This window comes from Blautia sp. AF14-40 (assembly GCF_003479665.1).
GTDB lineage: Bacteria > Bacillota > Clostridia > Lachnospirales > Lachnospiraceae > Fusicatenibacter > Fusicatenibacter saccharivorans.
This window is the reverse complement of the sequence record NZ_QUHK01000028.1, coordinates 1-15,143: the sequence shown is the minus strand read 5'-3', so window position 1 is coordinate 15,143 and position 15,143 is coordinate 1. Positions and strand designations below refer to the sequence as shown.

General features: G+C 47.4%; 17 protein-coding genes and 2 pseudogenes. 3 read left to right on the top strand and 16 right to left on the bottom strand.

Annotation, left to right across the window (positions count from 1 at the left end):
- Positions 1-71: 71 nt before the first annotated feature.
- From DWW13_RS15130 to DWW13_RS15115, 4 genes and pseudogenes are all read right to left on the bottom strand, one after another.
- On the bottom strand, positions 72-1,085 hold the full coding sequence (locus DWW13_RS15130; protein ID WP_117760451.1) for a sensor histidine kinase: 1,014 nt from the start codon (positions 1,083-1,085) through the stop codon (positions 72-74).
- Positions 1,082-1,750: a response regulator transcription factor gene (locus DWW13_RS15125; protein ID WP_117760452.1), complete on the bottom strand. Its 669-nt coding sequence runs from the start codon at positions 1,748-1,750 to the stop codon at positions 1,082-1,084. The genes DWW13_RS15130 and DWW13_RS15125 overlap by 4 nt, the downstream gene beginning before the upstream one ends.
- 113 nt (positions 1,751-1,863) lie before the next feature.
- Positions 1,864-2,004 (bottom strand): Maff2 family mobile element protein, encoded by a 141-nt coding sequence (locus DWW13_RS15120; RefSeq protein WP_007037419.1) that lies wholly within the window; start codon positions 2,002-2,004, stop codon positions 1,864-1,866.
- A 216-nt stretch (positions 2,005-2,220) separates the two neighbouring features.
- Positions 2,221-2,466, bottom strand: a pseudogene (locus DWW13_RS15115) (VirD4-like conjugal transfer protein, CD1115 family); the annotation flags it as partial.
- A 735-nt stretch (positions 2,467-3,201) separates the two neighbouring features.
- On the opposite strand from DWW13_RS15115, the gene DWW13_RS20065 reads away from it, so the two are divergent.
- Both DWW13_RS20065 and DWW13_RS15105 read left to right on the top strand, forming a co-directional pair.
- Positions 3,202-3,408 (top strand): DUF6199 family natural product biosynthesis protein, encoded by a 207-nt coding sequence (locus DWW13_RS20065; RefSeq protein WP_334291862.1) that lies wholly within the window; start codon positions 3,202-3,204, stop codon positions 3,406-3,408.
- 17 nt (positions 3,409-3,425) lie between these two features.
- Positions 3,426-4,448: a hypothetical protein gene (locus tag DWW13_RS15105; RefSeq protein WP_055221986.1), complete on the top strand. Its 1,023-nt coding sequence runs from the start codon at positions 3,426-3,428 to the stop codon at positions 4,446-4,448.
- A 198-nt stretch (positions 4,449-4,646) separates the two neighbouring features.
- Here DWW13_RS15105 and DWW13_RS15100 read toward each other — a convergent pair whose 3' ends face one another.
- From DWW13_RS15100 to DWW13_RS19485, 7 genes are all read right to left on the bottom strand, one after another.
- Positions 4,647-6,287: a recombinase family protein gene (locus DWW13_RS15100; protein ID WP_055221983.1), complete on the bottom strand. Its 1,641-nt coding sequence runs from the start codon at positions 6,285-6,287 to the stop codon at positions 4,647-4,649.
- Between the two features lie 72 nt (positions 6,288-6,359).
- On the bottom strand, positions 6,360-6,527 hold the full coding sequence (locus tag DWW13_RS19080) for a hypothetical protein (RefSeq protein WP_171027916.1): 168 nt from the start codon (positions 6,525-6,527) through the stop codon (positions 6,360-6,362).
- 267 nt (positions 6,528-6,794) lie between these two features.
- Positions 6,795-8,153: a virulence-associated E family protein gene (locus DWW13_RS15090; RefSeq protein ID WP_055221981.1), complete on the bottom strand. Its 1,359-nt coding sequence runs from the start codon at positions 8,151-8,153 to the stop codon at positions 6,795-6,797.
- The gene (locus DWW13_RS15085; RefSeq protein WP_055266766.1) at positions 8,113-8,817 is read right to left on the bottom strand and encodes a CHC2 zinc finger domain-containing protein; all 705 of its coding nucleotides are present in this window, start codon (positions 8,815-8,817) and stop codon (positions 8,113-8,115) included. Before DWW13_RS15085 ends, DWW13_RS15090 begins: the two co-directional genes overlap by 41 nt.
- Complete coding sequence (locus DWW13_RS15080) at positions 8,814-10,058, bottom strand: serine/arginine repetitive matrix protein 2 (RefSeq protein WP_117760454.1); 1,245 nt, start codon at positions 10,056-10,058, stop codon at positions 8,814-8,816. Before DWW13_RS15080 ends, DWW13_RS15085 begins: the two co-directional genes overlap by 4 nt.
- A 474-nt stretch (positions 10,059-10,532) precedes the next feature.
- Positions 10,533-10,838 (bottom strand): hypothetical protein, encoded by a 306-nt coding sequence (locus DWW13_RS15075; protein ID WP_055222220.1) that lies wholly within the window; start codon positions 10,836-10,838, stop codon positions 10,533-10,535.
- A complete protein-coding gene (locus DWW13_RS19485; RefSeq protein ID WP_226906287.1) occupies positions 10,822-11,301 on the bottom strand; it encodes a hypothetical protein in 480 nt (159 codons plus the stop codon). The genes DWW13_RS15075 and DWW13_RS19485 overlap by 17 nt, the downstream gene beginning before the upstream one ends.
- A gap of 175 nt (positions 11,302-11,476) precedes the next feature.
- Between DWW13_RS19485 and DWW13_RS15065 the strand changes: the two genes are divergently transcribed.
- Positions 11,477-12,325, top strand: a complete 849-nt coding sequence (locus DWW13_RS15065) for a helix-turn-helix domain-containing protein (protein ID WP_055266762.1) — start codon at positions 11,477-11,479, stop codon at positions 12,323-12,325.
- 80 nt (positions 12,326-12,405) lie between these two features.
- Here the strand turns inward: DWW13_RS15065 and DWW13_RS19480 are convergent, their stop codons facing one another.
- The 5 genes and pseudogenes from DWW13_RS19480 to DWW13_RS15040 all read right to left on the bottom strand — a co-directional run.
- On the bottom strand, positions 12,406-12,708 hold the full coding sequence (locus DWW13_RS19480; protein WP_055219875.1) for a hypothetical protein: 303 nt from the start codon (positions 12,706-12,708) through the stop codon (positions 12,406-12,408).
- Between the two features lie 12 nt (positions 12,709-12,720).
- Positions 12,721-12,903 (bottom strand): hypothetical protein, encoded by a 183-nt coding sequence (locus DWW13_RS15055; RefSeq protein WP_055219873.1) that lies wholly within the window; start codon positions 12,901-12,903, stop codon positions 12,721-12,723.
- A 14-nt stretch (positions 12,904-12,917) separates the two neighbouring features.
- On the bottom strand, positions 12,918-13,295 hold the full coding sequence (locus DWW13_RS15050) for a TnpV protein (RefSeq protein WP_055219871.1): 378 nt from the start codon (positions 13,293-13,295) through the stop codon (positions 12,918-12,920).
- A 97-nt stretch (positions 13,296-13,392) separates the two neighbouring features.
- Positions 13,393-13,971 (bottom strand): annotated as a pseudogene (locus DWW13_RS15045) (VirD4-like conjugal transfer protein, CD1115 family); the annotation flags it as partial.
- A gap of 139 nt (positions 13,972-14,110) precedes the next feature.
- Positions 14,111-15,143 (bottom strand): M28 family metallopeptidase (locus tag DWW13_RS15040; protein ID WP_330425617.1); only part of this gene is annotated, 1,033 nt, incomplete at its 5' end.

Here is a 15,143-nt window from a genome sequence, read left to right as displayed (position 1 = left end):
TGGAGTATATCATTTTTTGTATCAAGTTTTCTTACACAGTTCTTACAAAAATGTAAGAAGTGCAGAACCTATCAGCCCTGCACTCCGATAATAAAATCATTCATTTGAAAGATAAGTGAAATCGTTGTTCCTCTGTTTTCGGAATAAGCAGTAAGTCCTATTCCCAGTTTATCACATAGACGCTTGCAAAGATATAAGCCAATTCCAGTAGAATTTTTCCCGGTTCGCCCATTCTGACCTGTAAATCCTTTTTCAAAAATACGGGGTAAATCACTTTTAGGAATACCTATCCCATTATCGCTGATAGATAGCACAATCTTGTCATTCGTTTTTGTCGCCCCAAAGTGCAAAATAGGCTGCTCTGCATGGTATTTGATTGCATTACCGATAATCTGATTTAAGATGAACCGCACCCATTTTTCATCGGTGTAAACTTTTGTTTCTATATCGTCTATCTGAATTGACATATTGCTTTGACGCAAAAGATACTTATTATCTGCGATTGCACTATGCACAACATCGCATAAATTGACTTCACGGACAGAATAGTCTTTTTCAGTGTGTTCACTTCTGGCGTAGTAAAGCGCCTGTTCTGTATATTGATTGATATTCTCTAACTCTGCCAATACCTCTCTGGAAAAGGGAGAACGGTTATTCTCACACAGCAGCTTCATGGCTGTAATTGGTGTTTTTACTTCGTGTATCCATTGTTCAATGTATTCTTTATATTCCCTGCGTTCCCTCTGTACTTCGCCAATCCGTTCCAACATAGATTTTTCAGCCATTTTCATAATCTGGTAAAAAACCTGTTCATCAGCCCTTTCCGGCACTTGCATGATTTCCGGCAATAAATATCGTTCTTCTAATTGCTCCGTCATATTGAGCAATTTATTCAGATATTTTTTTCGTGAGAAATAAAATGCCAGCAAAGATAAAACAAGGACAATCGACCAGACTGCAAGAATAAACAGGACTGTTTGGATAGGATTATCGCTTGCAATCAGGAACAAAGCAAGGGCAAGCATACCCAGCAAATTGACTAAAATAACGGGGAGTTGATTTTTCAAATATTGTTTTCCACTCATAATGTATATCCTTGCCTGTGTTTTGTTTTAATGAAATCTACAAGTCCGATTGCTGCCAGTTTGTCGCGAATACGGGTAATATTGACACTTAGGGCGTTATCATCAACATAAAGCTGATTGTCCCAAAGAAAATCCACAATATCATTTCTGGAACAGATTTTTCCAGAGTTCTTAAAAAGGTAGTAGAGGATTTTCAATTCATTCTTTGTCAATTCTGCTTTCTGTCCTTTGTACTCTATCATGCTACTCTCCAAATGCAGGGTAGCTTCTCTCCACATATAAATTTCTGTTTGAGGGGAACGGTAGGCTTTCTTTAACAATGCAGCAATTTTAGCAAGAAGAATAGCGGGATTATAAGGCTTTGTGATAAACGCATCTCCACCCAGCATAATGCTGTTCAGTTCGTCCATATCTGTATTGCTGCTTGTTACAAATACAATCGGAATATCTGAAAAGGTGCGAATTTGAGAGCATATTTCAAAACCGTTATTCCCCGGAAGTTTTATATCCAGAATAACCAGATGTGGCGCAGCTTCTTTTAACTGCTCTATTGTTTGGGAAAAATCCGTAACTGCAAATACTTCATATCCATTCCCAGACAAAAGAGTTTTAAGCTGTGTTTGTATCGTAAAATCATCTTCAATGATTAGTATTTTTTCCTTCATAAAGATACCTCCCTGACACTTTATTATACTGTATCAGAGCGGTTTTCTCAATCCATATTGAAGAATAGTAACGGAATAATGGGCGGTTGTCTATCAAATTTTTGTGTGTTACTTTATCGCACATGAGCATTGGCGCCAGGGTTGTCATTTCCATAACCTTCCAACAGGTTGATGACACCCCAGATACCAAGCCCAGCACCCAGAGCGATAACGAGAGTCTGAAGAACGGTAATTGCCTGTTCAAAAAATGCCATAAATAATATTAGCCGGAATCATTTGAATGATTAGTTAGGTTTGTTTCATAAGCGCACAAAAGCCGGAACAATCTGCCCTCGATATATGAGAGCCTGATTCCGGCTGTCCTCCTTTTTCATTATTTTGTTGATGATTGTCCGCTTTGTACGCCAATGGCCTCAACAGAGGCAGTTGCGGCAAATAGATACGATCACTCCTTTCTCAGCGGAACCGTATTACACGCCCTCCGTGTCTACTTCATATACATCGCAGACCTCATCAGGCTTGAGTTTTAGTCTGGCAGACAAAAATGCTTCAATATCAAAGGTATTTCGCTTGTCTGCATCAGCTGTGTATTTGAAATTAGGGTGTCTGGTAATGTCATACTTGTCTGAAAGAAACGGACGCACACCGCGCAACTGCAAGATGCACTTGCCGCCATCCATAACTGCCAGCTCGTCCTGGCTCATCAGCTCTTTGCCACATTGTCAAGTGATGAATTCAAGAAAACGGCAGCCGCAAAGAAAAATCTTTGTGGCTGCCGTTCTAATTGGCGGCTTGAAGCAAAAAAATCCCCGGTTGTACCAGGGAAATAAAAACTTTAGTATAGCCTAAAAGAGAAAGCTAGCGCCTTGAGGCGCGGCCAAGTAGAGTGGGCTTAAAGCCTGCGTCCCGAGCCACCCGTTTTACGGGTGGCAGCGACTCCTTGTCTGTTTATCTTATACTTGTCAATTTATATTATCCAATAATGTGAATTATAATATGACAGTACGGATGCATATTATAGAAACATAACTTTGAAAGAATCAAGCATAACCTGTGGAGTGACTCTTCAACGGATAAACTATTTTCACTTCATACAGTTCCGACATATGGAATAAGGAACACCAATCGCCCTCAATACAACTTTCTTTCTATTAGTTAAAAATGCACATAATCAAAAAAGAAAATCGACTTATTTTAGACAAATTCATTGACAAGTTCTGCTTTAGGTGATAAAATAAAAGTGAAAAGTCGAAATTTATATTGTTGGGAGGTAAGACCGATGATTTGTTTTAAGGTTAAGTTGCCTAACTTAATAATGGAGCATTTTTACCGACGCTGCCAGCTTTGGAGGCTTAGAATTAAAATTGTTTCTATTTGCGCATAAGTTAGGCATGATTATTTGTCTACTTATGCGCTTTTTTATTTGAATTTTCAGTATTAGCAGAAAGGAAGTGTTATACATAGATAACATATGGCTTATCCTTTTGCTTCTATTAAGTTTTTTTATGATTTTTAAGCCGGAACTTTTATGGAAAATTGAACACTTCTTTTCTGTAAAAGGCGGTGAACCTACAGATTTATATCTTGGTTTGATGCGGGTTGCTGGAGTATTCTTTTTTATTGCATCCATCATTTGCATTATTGTTTTGGTTTTATAAGAGAAGGGGGGCTTTTAATGAAAAAGCTAACACGTAAGATTGTTGCACTTACTCTTTCCTTGGTTATGTGCATAAGTTTTTCTAACACTACTTTTGCTTATGCCGACAACGAGAATATCAGTTCTTCTGCTGAAGCAAGCAAAGTGAATTGGTGGAAGATTGGCTGGATTATCCTTTCAGATTATGTGGAAAAGCTTATCGATCTCGATGGACAGAGTGAAAAGGATAGTAGTTGGGCCTATCTTGTTTCACCTAGCATAGAATATAACACGGGTGATATGGGGCCTGAGGTTTATTTTCGTCCAGAAGTAGATAACAGCGTTGGTTCTATCCGTATGCATGGACATAGGATTATCTTTGTCGATATTTTTACACAGATTGCACTCATCTTGTCAGATGCCTCTGGTGATACGGTAAGTCAAGCAACTACTGGTACAAATCAGTATATGTTTTATACAAAGAAAGCAGGAGACAGTTCTGGTACATGGAAAGCACAGTTTGTTTCAACTGAGACATACAAATGGCAGTTGTATTATGCCCATTATTACAATGCCAATGCTCGTTCAAGTGTTCCTATGACGGAAGATGGATTTTACTTTGGGGATAATAACAGAGTTTATCAATTCTCTGTTGCAGAATCTTACAGACTTAATTCTCTTCCTCCAGAGGTTGTTGATATGACACAACTTAATGCTCAATTTATTAATCCTGCTGATGGAAAAACTGTAGATTATCTCAAAGACTTTAATGCTGGAGATCAAGTTCATTTCTCTGATATAATTATTGACATTAGTTATGATGCGACTGAGGATGCGACTACATTTTATTTTACCGAGGATACTTATGAGGAAAACATAGGATGGAAATTTGCAGGAAATCTTCTTGACCAATATTCCGCTGGTGATGTTCTGAATCTAACTTTTGATGTGTTGAATGTCGGAAACTATCAGGGCATTACTTTTGAAAGCCTCGACTACTTTGAAGCAGCTTACGCGCATAATAACGGTGCCGCTTATCCCAATATTCAAGATTACCAATAATTTGATTTTGACATAAGGACTTATAGAAGAGGGCGTGTTGCGGATAATTTTCTGCAACGCGCCCTTTTTAGTATGCTTTAGCAAAATAAAGTTATCCCTTTTACTCTGGCCAAAGGAATAACTTTATTGCCTGATAGCATTAAAAGAAAATTGTTGTATCACTTTTGATATAAATTAAAAGTATTTAGCGTCTAAATTCTACCTTGACATTTCCCCAACAAAATTGTAAATAATCTTAACCTCCTGTGTCCTCTGACCATCAATCTTCTTGATTTCTCCAATCAGAATCCGGCTAATGAGCCGGTTCAGCACCGCCTCGTCCAGTTCCTCGATGGCGGCATAGCGCCGGATTTCCTTGATAAAAGTGCGGACTTCGCTTTCTTGCGCATCGGCACGACCTTGCATCATTGCCAGGTCATGCAGGCGTTTCTGGTTGGATTCCTGCTCCTGTTCCAGCGCCGCCGTCAGCTTCACAAACCGCTGCTCGGTCAGGATGCCTTTGGCCTTATCGGTGTACAGGCTCAGGAACATCCCGTCAATTTCCTGATTTCGGGCTTCCAGCCGCAGGCGTTCCTTTTCTGTCTGGGAGGCGTCCACCAGATACCGGTGCTCCATCCGGCGGCTGAGCCGCTGGTAGAACGCATCGGCATCCTTCATAGCCTGCGCCGCCAGTTCCTGAATGTCTTTCAGCACCAGATTGTATAAATCCCTGGCCTCGATCTTGTGGCTGGAACAGACCTTGCAGCCCATGCGGTTGTAGGTCTGGCAGATATAGTACGCCTTGTCAATCGGCTCCCGCATTTCGCCGGTGAAGCGGTTCTTCCCGGTTCGGCCCACTTTCTCATACCGCACCTGCATGGACTTCCCGCAGGTGGCGCAGTAGACCAGACCGTGGAACAGATTATAAAAGGGGCAGGAATTCCCCTGAATGGTCGGCCTGCGGTCAATGAGTTCCTGCACCTGTTCCCATTCCTCCGGCGTCACAATGGCCTCATGGCAGCCCTCGATCACTTCCCACTGGTCACGGGGAATAATGTCATAGGTGTTGGAGCGGATGCCTTTCTGATGCGTCCGAAAGACCAAATGTGCGCCCTTATAGAATGGATTTCTCAGGATGTGACTGATTCTGGCTCCGCCCCAGAAATAATAGTTGGCGTCAAACTCCGTGTTGGCTTTGACATGGGTGATTGGGATTTTTTCTTCCATCAGACGTTTGGAAATCCTCATGCAGCCCAGCCCGTCAAGGGCATAGTCATAGATTTTGCGGATGATTGGCGCTGTCTCAGGGTCAATGATGAGATGCCCCTTGTCCTCCGGGTCACGCATCAGGCCGAAGGGCGGCGTCCCTCCGCAGAACTTCCCCTGCCGGGAGCGGGTGGTGATGCCTGCCAGCACCTTTTTAGAAATATCCCGGCTGTACATATCGTTCAGGATATTCTTAAAGGGCGTAATGTCCATCTCCTGACGGGTCAGGCTGTCCACGCCGTCCGTGATGGCGATATAGCGTACATTGTGTTTGGGGAAAAAGATTTCGATATAGCTGCCAGCTTCAATATAGTTCCTACCAAGCCTGGATAGGTCTTTGGTGATGACGCAGCCGATCTTCCCCGCCTCAATGTCAGCGATCATGCGCTGGAAGGCAGGGCGGTTGAAATTGCGGCCCGTATAGCCGTCATCCACATAATATTCATACTGGAACATTCCATGCTTTTCAGCAAAGTCCCGAAGCATGATTTTCTGGTTGCTGATGCTCATACTCTCGTTGTCGCCGCCGTCATCCAGAGAGATGCGGCAGTAGAGAGCGGTGATTTTCTCATAGACTTGTTTTTTCCTGCTCATAGCGTTCTCCTTCTATGAACAGGGACACGATACCATTATAGTACCATGTCCCTGCCCCTGAATCAACCGTTTTTACGCAGCGTTTTCGGCCATTTCCCGCTGCTGACGCCATTCCTCGAAGTGTTCGCAGGTCTGACGCTCAATCAGCTGCTCAAAGGCTTCCCGCATGGACTTCTCCCCGGAGAACTCCCGCACCACCACAAAACGGACTTTATTTTTCTGCTGTTTGCTTTTTTCCATAGGCTACCTCCATAGAGTAGCAGGCCAGACGGCAGCACTGGCAACGAAGTCCGGCAACGAACCTCTGAAAACCTGTAAACTACCGTCTGACCTGCAAATCTTACTTTATCAATTTTCTTGAAAAATCTCGTTGTTTTCGTTGCCGGAGATAGAGATAGATATTAGAAAATACCTTATTTACAGGCTTTTTCCGTATCCAGACCGGAGAATCCCCGGCAACAAACCCGGCAACCAAGTGGCAACCATCCCGGCAACAGACCGCTAATTTTATGCGATCCACTCCTTCGGCAGTTCCAGCTGGCAGCATTCTTCCTCGGTCAGCTCCACAAATCCATCTTCGTTGCCGGGCAGTTCGTTGCCGGAAACGTCCCGTTCCCAGCCCCTCTGCCTGCCATATCCGGTGAACATCCGGGGATTGGAGAATGGTTTCCAGCCCGTCACCACCGTGTTCATGATCTCGTTGATATTGTGCAGCTGCCACCGCTTCGGCTCATCGTAGGTGTGGCCCAGCGCCTCCTTGAACAGCTGTTTGGAGCAGACCATGCTGCCGGTGTAGTGTTCCAGAAAGCCCTGTATCTGTCCGGCCTCGGTGTCCTCCGGCATGAAATCCTTCTGCACCTCCACCAGCTGGCGCTGGATGGACTTGCTGAACTTCATAGAGTAGTGGCCGCTGCGGTAAATCGTCATGGCCTCCGCCCAGACCTGTAAAAGATAGGCTCTGGAGGCGTCCTCGTCCTCCAAAATGTGAACCTCTGCATTCTCCGGGTAAATCATGATCGGCAAAAAGCGCCGATTTCCGGCCCGGTCAAGGGGCAGGAAGTCCAGTGTGTTGGACGAACCGCCGAACACACACTGCCGCAGCCGGTCTTTGGGCTGGGCCTCGTAGGGCGTCCGGTAGGTTTCCTTCTGGCGGCTGATAAAGGAGCGGATTTCTTCAATGCTTTTGGCGCTGCTGGTAGCCAGCATCTCCGACATTTCGATAATCCAGTGTCCTTGCAGCTTCAGATACACCCTGTCATCGTCCAGTTTTTTCAGGTCGTCACTGAACCACTCGTCCCGGATCGCCAGCAAGCGGAAGAAGCTGGACTTGCCAGCCCCCTGACCGCCCACCAGACAGAGCATTTCCTCATATTTGGAGCCGGGGCGGAATACCCGCCGGATAGCCCCCAGCAAAAAGTGTTTCAGCATTTCCTCCACATAGTCGCTCTCGTCCGCACCTAAGAAATGATGGAGACAGGAGCGGATGCGGGGCGTCCCGTCCCAGACAAGGCCGTTTAGCACGTCCTGTATGGGATGGTAGCAGTTCTCATTCGCCACGATGGAGAGCGCCGCCGTCATCTTTTTCTCACTGGTCAGGCCATAGGTCTGCTCAAAATAGAGAAGCAGATATTTCACGTCCGTATCCGTCAGGGCACTGGTATTCCTGCGCCAGCCTAAATCCTGTACAATGTCCACCCGGTCAGTCAAAAGGTTCAGGCGGATCGCCCCACGCAGGAGAGGGTCATGGCAGAACACCGTCCGGCAGTTGCCGATGGTGTTGGCGGGCTGGCCCTTCTCGGTGACGGACAGGCTTTCCCGCACCTCATCAACGCTCCGCTCCGGCGCTAAGGCTTCGGCTGCGCTCATGGCGGCCTGCCGGGTGGCTAGCGGTAAACTCTGATATTCGCTGCTCAATCTTCCTCACCTCTTTTCCATACTCAGCGACCACGGAAGCACGTTCCTCCATGCTGCCGGACAAGAGAATATCCAGCAGATATTCCGTGTACGGTTTCTTTTGCAGGGCCTCCACGAACAGCGGATTCCACGCTTCATCCGGCGTCTGCGGGGCGTATTCCTTCTCCCAGCGTTCCAGCAGATGCAGGTAATTGCACAGCACCCGGAAACATTTCTGCTCCGCCTGCCGGTAACGCAGTTCCTCGCTGATTTTTCGCTTGACCGGCCTCCTGCGGGGCGGGTCATGGCCTTTGGCGTCATAGTGGACAGAGAAATCCTCCGCCAGCTTCAGCGCCGCCTCCTTACTGCTCAGACTAAACAGACGGGCGGTAAAATCAATCACATCCCCATCTGCCTGACAGCCAAAGCAGTGGAACCGATGGTCAATCTTCATACTGGGATGTTTGTCATCATGGAAGGGACAGCAGGCCATGCCATTCCTGCCAACCTGCACCCCGTAATATTCCGCAGCCTGCCTTGTGGTGACAGACTCCTTCACCGCTTCAAATATATTCGATTTTCTCACCTCCAGGCAGAGAAAAAAGCACCCGTTTCCGCAGAAAATCAGGTGCCTCATAACTCCATATCGTGTTTCTTTTTCGGAGCAATCCGCCCCTCACGTTCCCAGCGTTCCCGGTTATCTCGGTCAGCGTTCAGCCTGCCTTTCGCCAGCTTCTCCCGGATGGATTCTCTGGCCTTCTCCTTAATCTGCTCCTTACCGGCCTTCTTGACCTCCGGCTGCATGAGAGTTTTCTGGATTTTTGCCAGGGCGTTCTGCATGACCCGTTTGATTTTGGTAATCACTCCATCCAGACGGGCGGCAGCGTAGTCACGCTCCTTCTTCGGGGCCTTGCGCTCCGGCGAAAGCACCCATTTTTTCGATTCTTCCACCAGACGAATATCTTCCTTGTGTGTCTCCTGCCGGACGGTATCGGTCACCACCTCCACCGCCTTGTCATAGGCCGCATCGGAAACATCATCTAACAGCGTCTCCACGTCCTCGATTTTGAGCGTCAGTTCTTCCAGCTTCTGCTCCTGCGCCGCAAGCTGCTCCTTCTGCTTCATCAGGATATAATCCTGTTTTTCCAGATAGTCCCGCCCGCCGTAGGACGGCTCCTGATCCAGATGCAGCCCATGCCGTCTGGCGATGTCAAACAGGATCGTCCGGCAGACCGCATCAAAGGTCTGCTTGCGGTTGTTGTTCCGGCCTTTGGGCTTCTCCGGGTTGGGGAGAGGGATGCCAAGTTCTTCCAGCGCCTTTTCCTGCTGGGGGCACAGTTCCCCATAGCGGTTCTCACAGTCAAAGACGTGCCGCTCATGGATGTGGGGCGTCCCCTCGTCCAGATGGAGCGCCCAGTCCAGGATGTGGATATGGGAACCGAAGCGGCGCTCAAATTCCTGATAAAACTCATTGACGATGGAAAAGAGCGTATCCGGCGAGACGGATTCTCCCATCGTGCCGATCTGGTAGATACTTTCCTCCGGGCAGGTCTTGTTGTTTTTCAGCAAGTCCTCCACAGTGCGGTTGCGCTCGGTGTGCCGGGTTTTCTCATTCCGGGCGTTCTGAGCTTCCACATAGCCGCCGTAATGCTCGTAGTAATACATCCGCTCGATTTCCTCAAAGCTGAAATCCGGCTGCTCCGGGTTCTCCCGGAACTCATGGGTGGTAAAGCCCCGGTAGCAGTCCCAGTAGACATTTTGCCTTGCCCGTTCTGCGTCAATGTGTTCGCTGTTCTCCACATCGAACCGGCGGTCATTGTGGCGGGGATTATAGGTGCCATGCTTGCCGGAGCGTCCATTGTGTCGTGTCAGTTTCAAACAGATTTCCTCCTTCCTGCGAAGATGTTCTGGGGCCGGGGAAGGGGCGGCGAAGCCGCAAATCCTGCGAATTTTGCGTCAGGTAATACCCAATACAAGTTGACGCAGGCATCAACTTTCCCTGGGCAAGGCGTTTCACCCTTGACCCGATGGGGCGGCTGCCCTCAACCTGCCAAGGCACTTCGTCCTTGACCCGATAATGGCTGCCGCCCTTAACCTGCCAATGGGCGTTGCCCCTTGACCCCAGCAGTGCGCTGCCGCCCCTGCACCCCGCCACAAAGGGCTGGCCGCCCTCTGTACTTCCGCACCGGCGAAGCTGGCTTCCACCGCAGGAACGGTGTTTGCCAGTTTCACCGGCTCCGTATCCACACATTTGCGCCCATAGGCGGGGAGTGGATACGGAATACGCCTGCGGGGATTGCCGGTCAAAACATCGGGTGCAGACCCGTCATTTTTCCCGTAAACACCCCGATTTTAGGCGATTTTTTCTTCCGTTACCACCACCTGAAAGCCATGCTCCTTTGCGTACTCCCTTGCGGCGGCTTTCCGTTCTTCGCTGTACGGAGGCACCAGCCGGATCGACAGCCGGGACTTGTCCAGCACATAGGTCACGCTGCCCTCCGGCGTGCTGCGCTCCAACCGGCACAACAGTGGGTACTTCCGGCTGAAATCAGCCAGCCTGCGCTTCAAGCTGGCGTTGAAGGTGTAGACGCTGGCAAGGTTCTCCGCCTCGTTCCAGTTGATGATGGTTTCTTTCTCATACTTAGACAGCTTCTTCATACAGATCCTCCTCATAATCGGTGTAAGATTTCAGCACACGCAGGTTGCGCTTGAGACGGCGGTACTCGTCCATCTCCATGCGCAGATGGTGATAAAAATCCTCGTACCAGCTTTCGTTCATCTCCGTCTCCACCTTCCGGGCCAGCCCCAGCATCCGGCGTTTGGCCTCCGGGTCAACCGTCAGAGCCGTCAGCCATTTCAGCCGTGTCACCGTATTGTGGTGGCTGAGACAGCCGTAAGCGTAGAGAATCTTCTTTTCTTTCATACTCAGTGTCATAATGATTTCCTCCATTTCTTTGCTGCGGAGCCATGCGCCCCGCATGATAAACTTGTTTCCTGTCCGCCGGTCTGCCTGCAAGCCGCTCCTGCCCGGAATTTCTCCCGGCGTATCGGCCTCTTTGGTGTGCTCGATTTCTGTCCTGGCGTCACTTCCCCGGAGGCCATACCCCTTGCAGCCGGTCATTCGATTTTCAAGGTTCTGTGCCTGTCTGCAAGAACCAGTTTACCGAAAAAAGAGGCCCTTTCCCGTATATCCAAAACGTCGGAAAAACGCTCGAAATCCGCATATTTCCACGCTTATGGAATCGTGCTATAATGGGTGTAATCACTGAAAAAGATAACGAGAGAGGGGGCTTTGGATGTACGCAAAGCTGACAATCCCGGAGCGGCTCAAAGACCTGCGGGTGGTGGACAAGCACCTGACGCTGGAACAACTGGCGGAGCAGACCGGCCTGTCTAAATCCGCGCTGGGAAAATACGAAACCGATGACTACAAGGACATCAGCCCGTTTGCGATTGCAACGCTGGCGGACTTTTACGGCGTGTCCACCGACTATCTGATGGGGCTGACGGAAAATAAAAATCACCCAAACACAGAACTTCAATCTCTGCATCTGAGTGATGATATGGTGGAACTTTTGAGCAGCGGCAAAATCAACAACCGGCTTCTCTGCGAACTGGCTGCCCACCCGAATTTCCGGCGGCTGATGATAGATATGGAAATCTGCATCGACCAGATCGCCAATATGCGGGTGGAGCAGATGAATCTGGTGTTGGAGGCCACCCGGCAGACCGTCATGAGCAAGTATGCGCCCGGAGAAGATGACCTCTATATGCGGACGCTGGAACTGGGGCAGGTGCAGGAAAGCGATTTTTACAGCCATGTCATGCACGATGATCTGGACAGCATCGTCCGGGACATCCGGGAAGCACACCGCAAGGACAAGACCACCGCCGACCCGCAGCCCACGCTGGATGACGTCAAGGAAAAGTTTGAACAGGCGCTCGAACAGGGCAGCCAAGAGGAAGTGGTAATCCACGAATTTTGCGACAGAATGCAGATACCCTTCGAGAAGATTTCCTCAGAGGACTTCTCTGCATTTTTGCGGATACTGAGCCTGTCCAAAATGCTCAAAAATCCCAACAACATGAGAGGAAAGGCCAAGCCGCAGCCGTACTATGCGCCCAAGCGGAAGAAACGCAGATAACAGGAAAGCCGCCCAATCTGTACCGTTGGACGGCTTTCGACCCGTTTGTGGGCGGAATAAAATATGTGGTTATACATCCGTTAGCTGACCGTTTTCATCAGCTTTTTCATAAACTTCCAGAGACGGATGCCATCTTTGAGGCCCAGCCGGTAAAAGAAGCACTCGCTTTCTGCACCAGAATCGAAAATAGAATCACAGTAGTGTCTTACAGCGTCCTTCTGTTCCTCAGACAATGCGCTGATTGCTTTTTCATACTCGTTTTCCAAGCGAAGGCAGTCCTCTTTTTTCTCCGTGCCGGTTTCTGCCTCCCGCCACTTAGCAAACTGGCTCTGCATCCGCTCCTGAATCATCAAATCAACCAATTTTTCTATATCTGTACCCATAAGCGCCCCTCCTTATGCTGGGCGGATATAATTCCGGTATGTTTCCAGGACGGAATCTGACACACCGCTTTTATATACTTTGCGGATGTCGGAGATTTCCTCTTGCTTCAGCAGTTTCAGCCATTTCAGCAGCTCAGCCCTGCCGTTGGCAAAGTTACAATAACGCCCATCGGCGTATTCGATACGGTATCTCATAGACAGGCACCTCCTTAAACAAAAATCATCTCAGAGAGGATGATTTCCTCTGCTCGGCTGCGAATGCTGTTCATGCCCCCGACCCACGCAAGCTGGTCACGGGCTTTCAGTTCCTCGGTGACACCCTCCGCCTCCTGCATCTGCGAGACGATACACGCCAGCCGGTCAGCGGCCTGTTCGTTCAGGTCAGCAAGATATGTCCAGAGTTTTCCCGACAGAAGCAGGGCATTGTACTGGCCGGGCCGGTGTTCTTGCAGAAACGCTTTGTGCATCCGGCCCCACCGCCCAATGGGGCGGCTTTCCTCCGGTAGCTCCAGATCGGGGATGTAGTAGTCTCCCACCAGCGTGTAGCTGATTCCGTTTTGATGGATTTTCTTTGGTAAATGCTCCATGTTCGACCTCCTGTATTCAGTTATTTCAGAATCCAGTTGATCGTGTCCCTGTTCATGATAAATTCAAGGCAACTGAACTCTTCACGAACAAGTATGGCATATCCTTTCCTAATTTCTGATAACTGAGGCCGTGGGAAACCTGGCTGCCCCGGTTTTCGGACTGGTTATAGAGATCAATGGTCTCTTTCCCCAGCAGCTCCGAAATTTCCTTGAGGGTGGATTTCTCTTTGCCTCCCAAAAACAAGGTGCTGTCACAGTTACCGACGATGGTATCCGCCGCGTCCTTGTAGATGGTCTTTAGCTGACTCTGCGACTGCAAAATAATAGAAGCCGATATTTCACGGCTTCGGATGGTGGCAATCAGCTTATCGAAGTTCGGTATCTGGCCGATGTTGGCAAACTCGTCCAGGATCAGACGGACATGGACAGGCAGCCGCCCGCCGTAGAAGTCATCCGCCTTGTCGCAGAGCAGATTGAAAAGCTGACTATACATGAGGGCGGCCACGAAATTGAAAGTGCTGTCTGTATCTGACAGGATCACAAACAGCGCCGTCTTTTGGTCGCCCAGGGTATCCAGTTCCAGTTCGTCATACTCCATCAGGTCCCGCAGCTCCTTGATATCGAAGGGAGCAAGCCGGGCACCGCAGGAAATGAGGATGGATTTTAAGGTCTTGCCAGTAACAAAATGTCAATAGTTTTTTAATCACTTTTTTCAAAAAGGCAAAAAAAATAGAACGTATAGATTATTTCCATACGCTCTATCTCACATTTCATATTAAATTTTGAATGCTACAAGCTGTAATTCTCTTCCTTTCTTATTCCCAATTGTTTTCTTGTAATACTAAATGAAGTAAGTGAGAATAATTAGCCATTGTATCTTTTGCACGGTTTCCATATTCGTTTTCTATAAAAGACAAATCATCCTTATCGGAATGCATAATCAATCCATGATTTTCTGTTTCTACTGGTAAACCATTGAGCCAATTATTTGCTTCAAAATAAATATAAGGAATTCCTATATCACTAAATGGAGCATGGTCACTTCTCTTTTGCCCTGTTGGATATGGATAATCAACATTTCCTTTTGGTGTTAATTGCATTGGTAAATTTGCCTTTTTTGCAATTTCAAATGCCTTATTTACAGCTTCTACATCTTTAACAACACCTTTATCATTTATGCGTCCTCCATACAAATAAAGATTATCTCCTGCAAGAATACTATCTATGTTTATCATTAGCACAATATTGTCTTTTTCTTTCTTTGTAAGAGAATTAACATATTCTTTTGAACCATGCATTCCTGTCTCTTCTGCACCAAAAAATACATATTTAATCGTATATGGTGTTTCGACATCTATCATTCGCAATGCACTTTCTAATGCAACAGCTACACCTGAGCCGTTATCATCTACGCCATGTGTTCCTGCACTATCATAATGAGCTCCAACAATAATAGTTTTTTTCGATTGCCCTTCTTTGATTACTTCAATATTTTGACTTGATTGGCTATCTTCACCACCATCAAAAATATTTTCTCCAGATGTGTCCATCATAGGAACACCTTCCTCAATATCAAAAGAATTTAATTTTATATCCTTTTCTGAATATCCACCATTTAACAAAATAGCAGATATAAACGAAGCCATTTCCTTTTCCTTTTCTGTACCCGCAATTCGTCCTGGCAAGTTCTCTTGAATATATTTTAAAAATGCGTATGATTGTATTCCATAGTTTTCTAGCTTGAAACTCTCTGATATTTCTTGTGTAAGAGTAAAATCTTTTGCATTTTTCATTATTATTGCTGTATGCTTATCACCACATCCTGATAACAAAGAACATACAATAACG

Coding starts and splice junctions, on each gene's coding strand:
- DWW13_RS15130 (WP_117760451.1), bottom strand. CDS start 1,085: ATGAGTGGAAAACAATATTTGAAAAATCAACTCCCCGTTATTTTAGTC.
- DWW13_RS15125 (WP_117760452.1), bottom strand. CDS start 1,750: ATGAAGGAAAAAATACTAATCATTGAAGATGATTTTACGATACAAACA.
- DWW13_RS15120 (WP_007037419.1), bottom strand. CDS start 2,004: ATGGCATTTTTTGAACAGGCAATTACCGTTCTTCAGACTCTCGTTATC.
- DWW13_RS15105 (WP_055221986.1), top strand. CDS start 3,426: ATGAAAAAGCTAACACGTAAGATTGTTGCACTTACTCTTTCCTTGGTT.
- DWW13_RS15100 (WP_055221983.1), bottom strand. CDS start 6,287: ATGAGCAGGAAAAAACAAGTCTATGAGAAAATCACCGCTCTCTACTGC.
- DWW13_RS19080 (WP_171027916.1), bottom strand. CDS start 6,527: ATGGAAAAAAGCAAACAGCAGAAAAATAAAGTCCGTTTTGTGGTGGTG.
- DWW13_RS15090 (WP_055221981.1), bottom strand. CDS start 8,153: ATGAGCGCAGCCGAAGCCTTAGCGCCGGAGCGGAGCGTTGATGAGGTG.
- DWW13_RS15085 (WP_055266766.1), bottom strand. CDS start 8,817: ATGAGGCACCTGATTTTCTGCGGAAACGGGTGCTTTTTTCTCTGCCTG.
- DWW13_RS15075 (WP_055222220.1), bottom strand. CDS start 10,838: ATGAAGAAGCTGTCTAAGTATGAGAAAGAAACCATCATCAACTGGAAC.
- DWW13_RS19485 (WP_226906287.1), bottom strand. CDS start 11,301: ATGACCGGCTGCAAGGGGTATGGCCTCCGGGGAAGTGACGCCAGGACA.
- DWW13_RS15065 (WP_055266762.1), top strand. CDS start 11,477: ATGTACGCAAAGCTGACAATCCCGGAGCGGCTCAAAGACCTGCGGGTG.
- DWW13_RS19480 (WP_055219875.1), bottom strand. CDS start 12,708: ATGGGTACAGATATAGAAAAATTGGTTGATTTGATGATTCAGGAGCGG.
- DWW13_RS15055 (WP_055219873.1), bottom strand. CDS start 12,903: ATGAGATACCGTATCGAATACGCCGATGGGCGTTATTGTAACTTTGCC.
- DWW13_RS15050 (WP_055219871.1), bottom strand. CDS start 13,295: ATGGAGCATTTACCAAAGAAAATCCATCAAAACGGAATCAGCTACACG.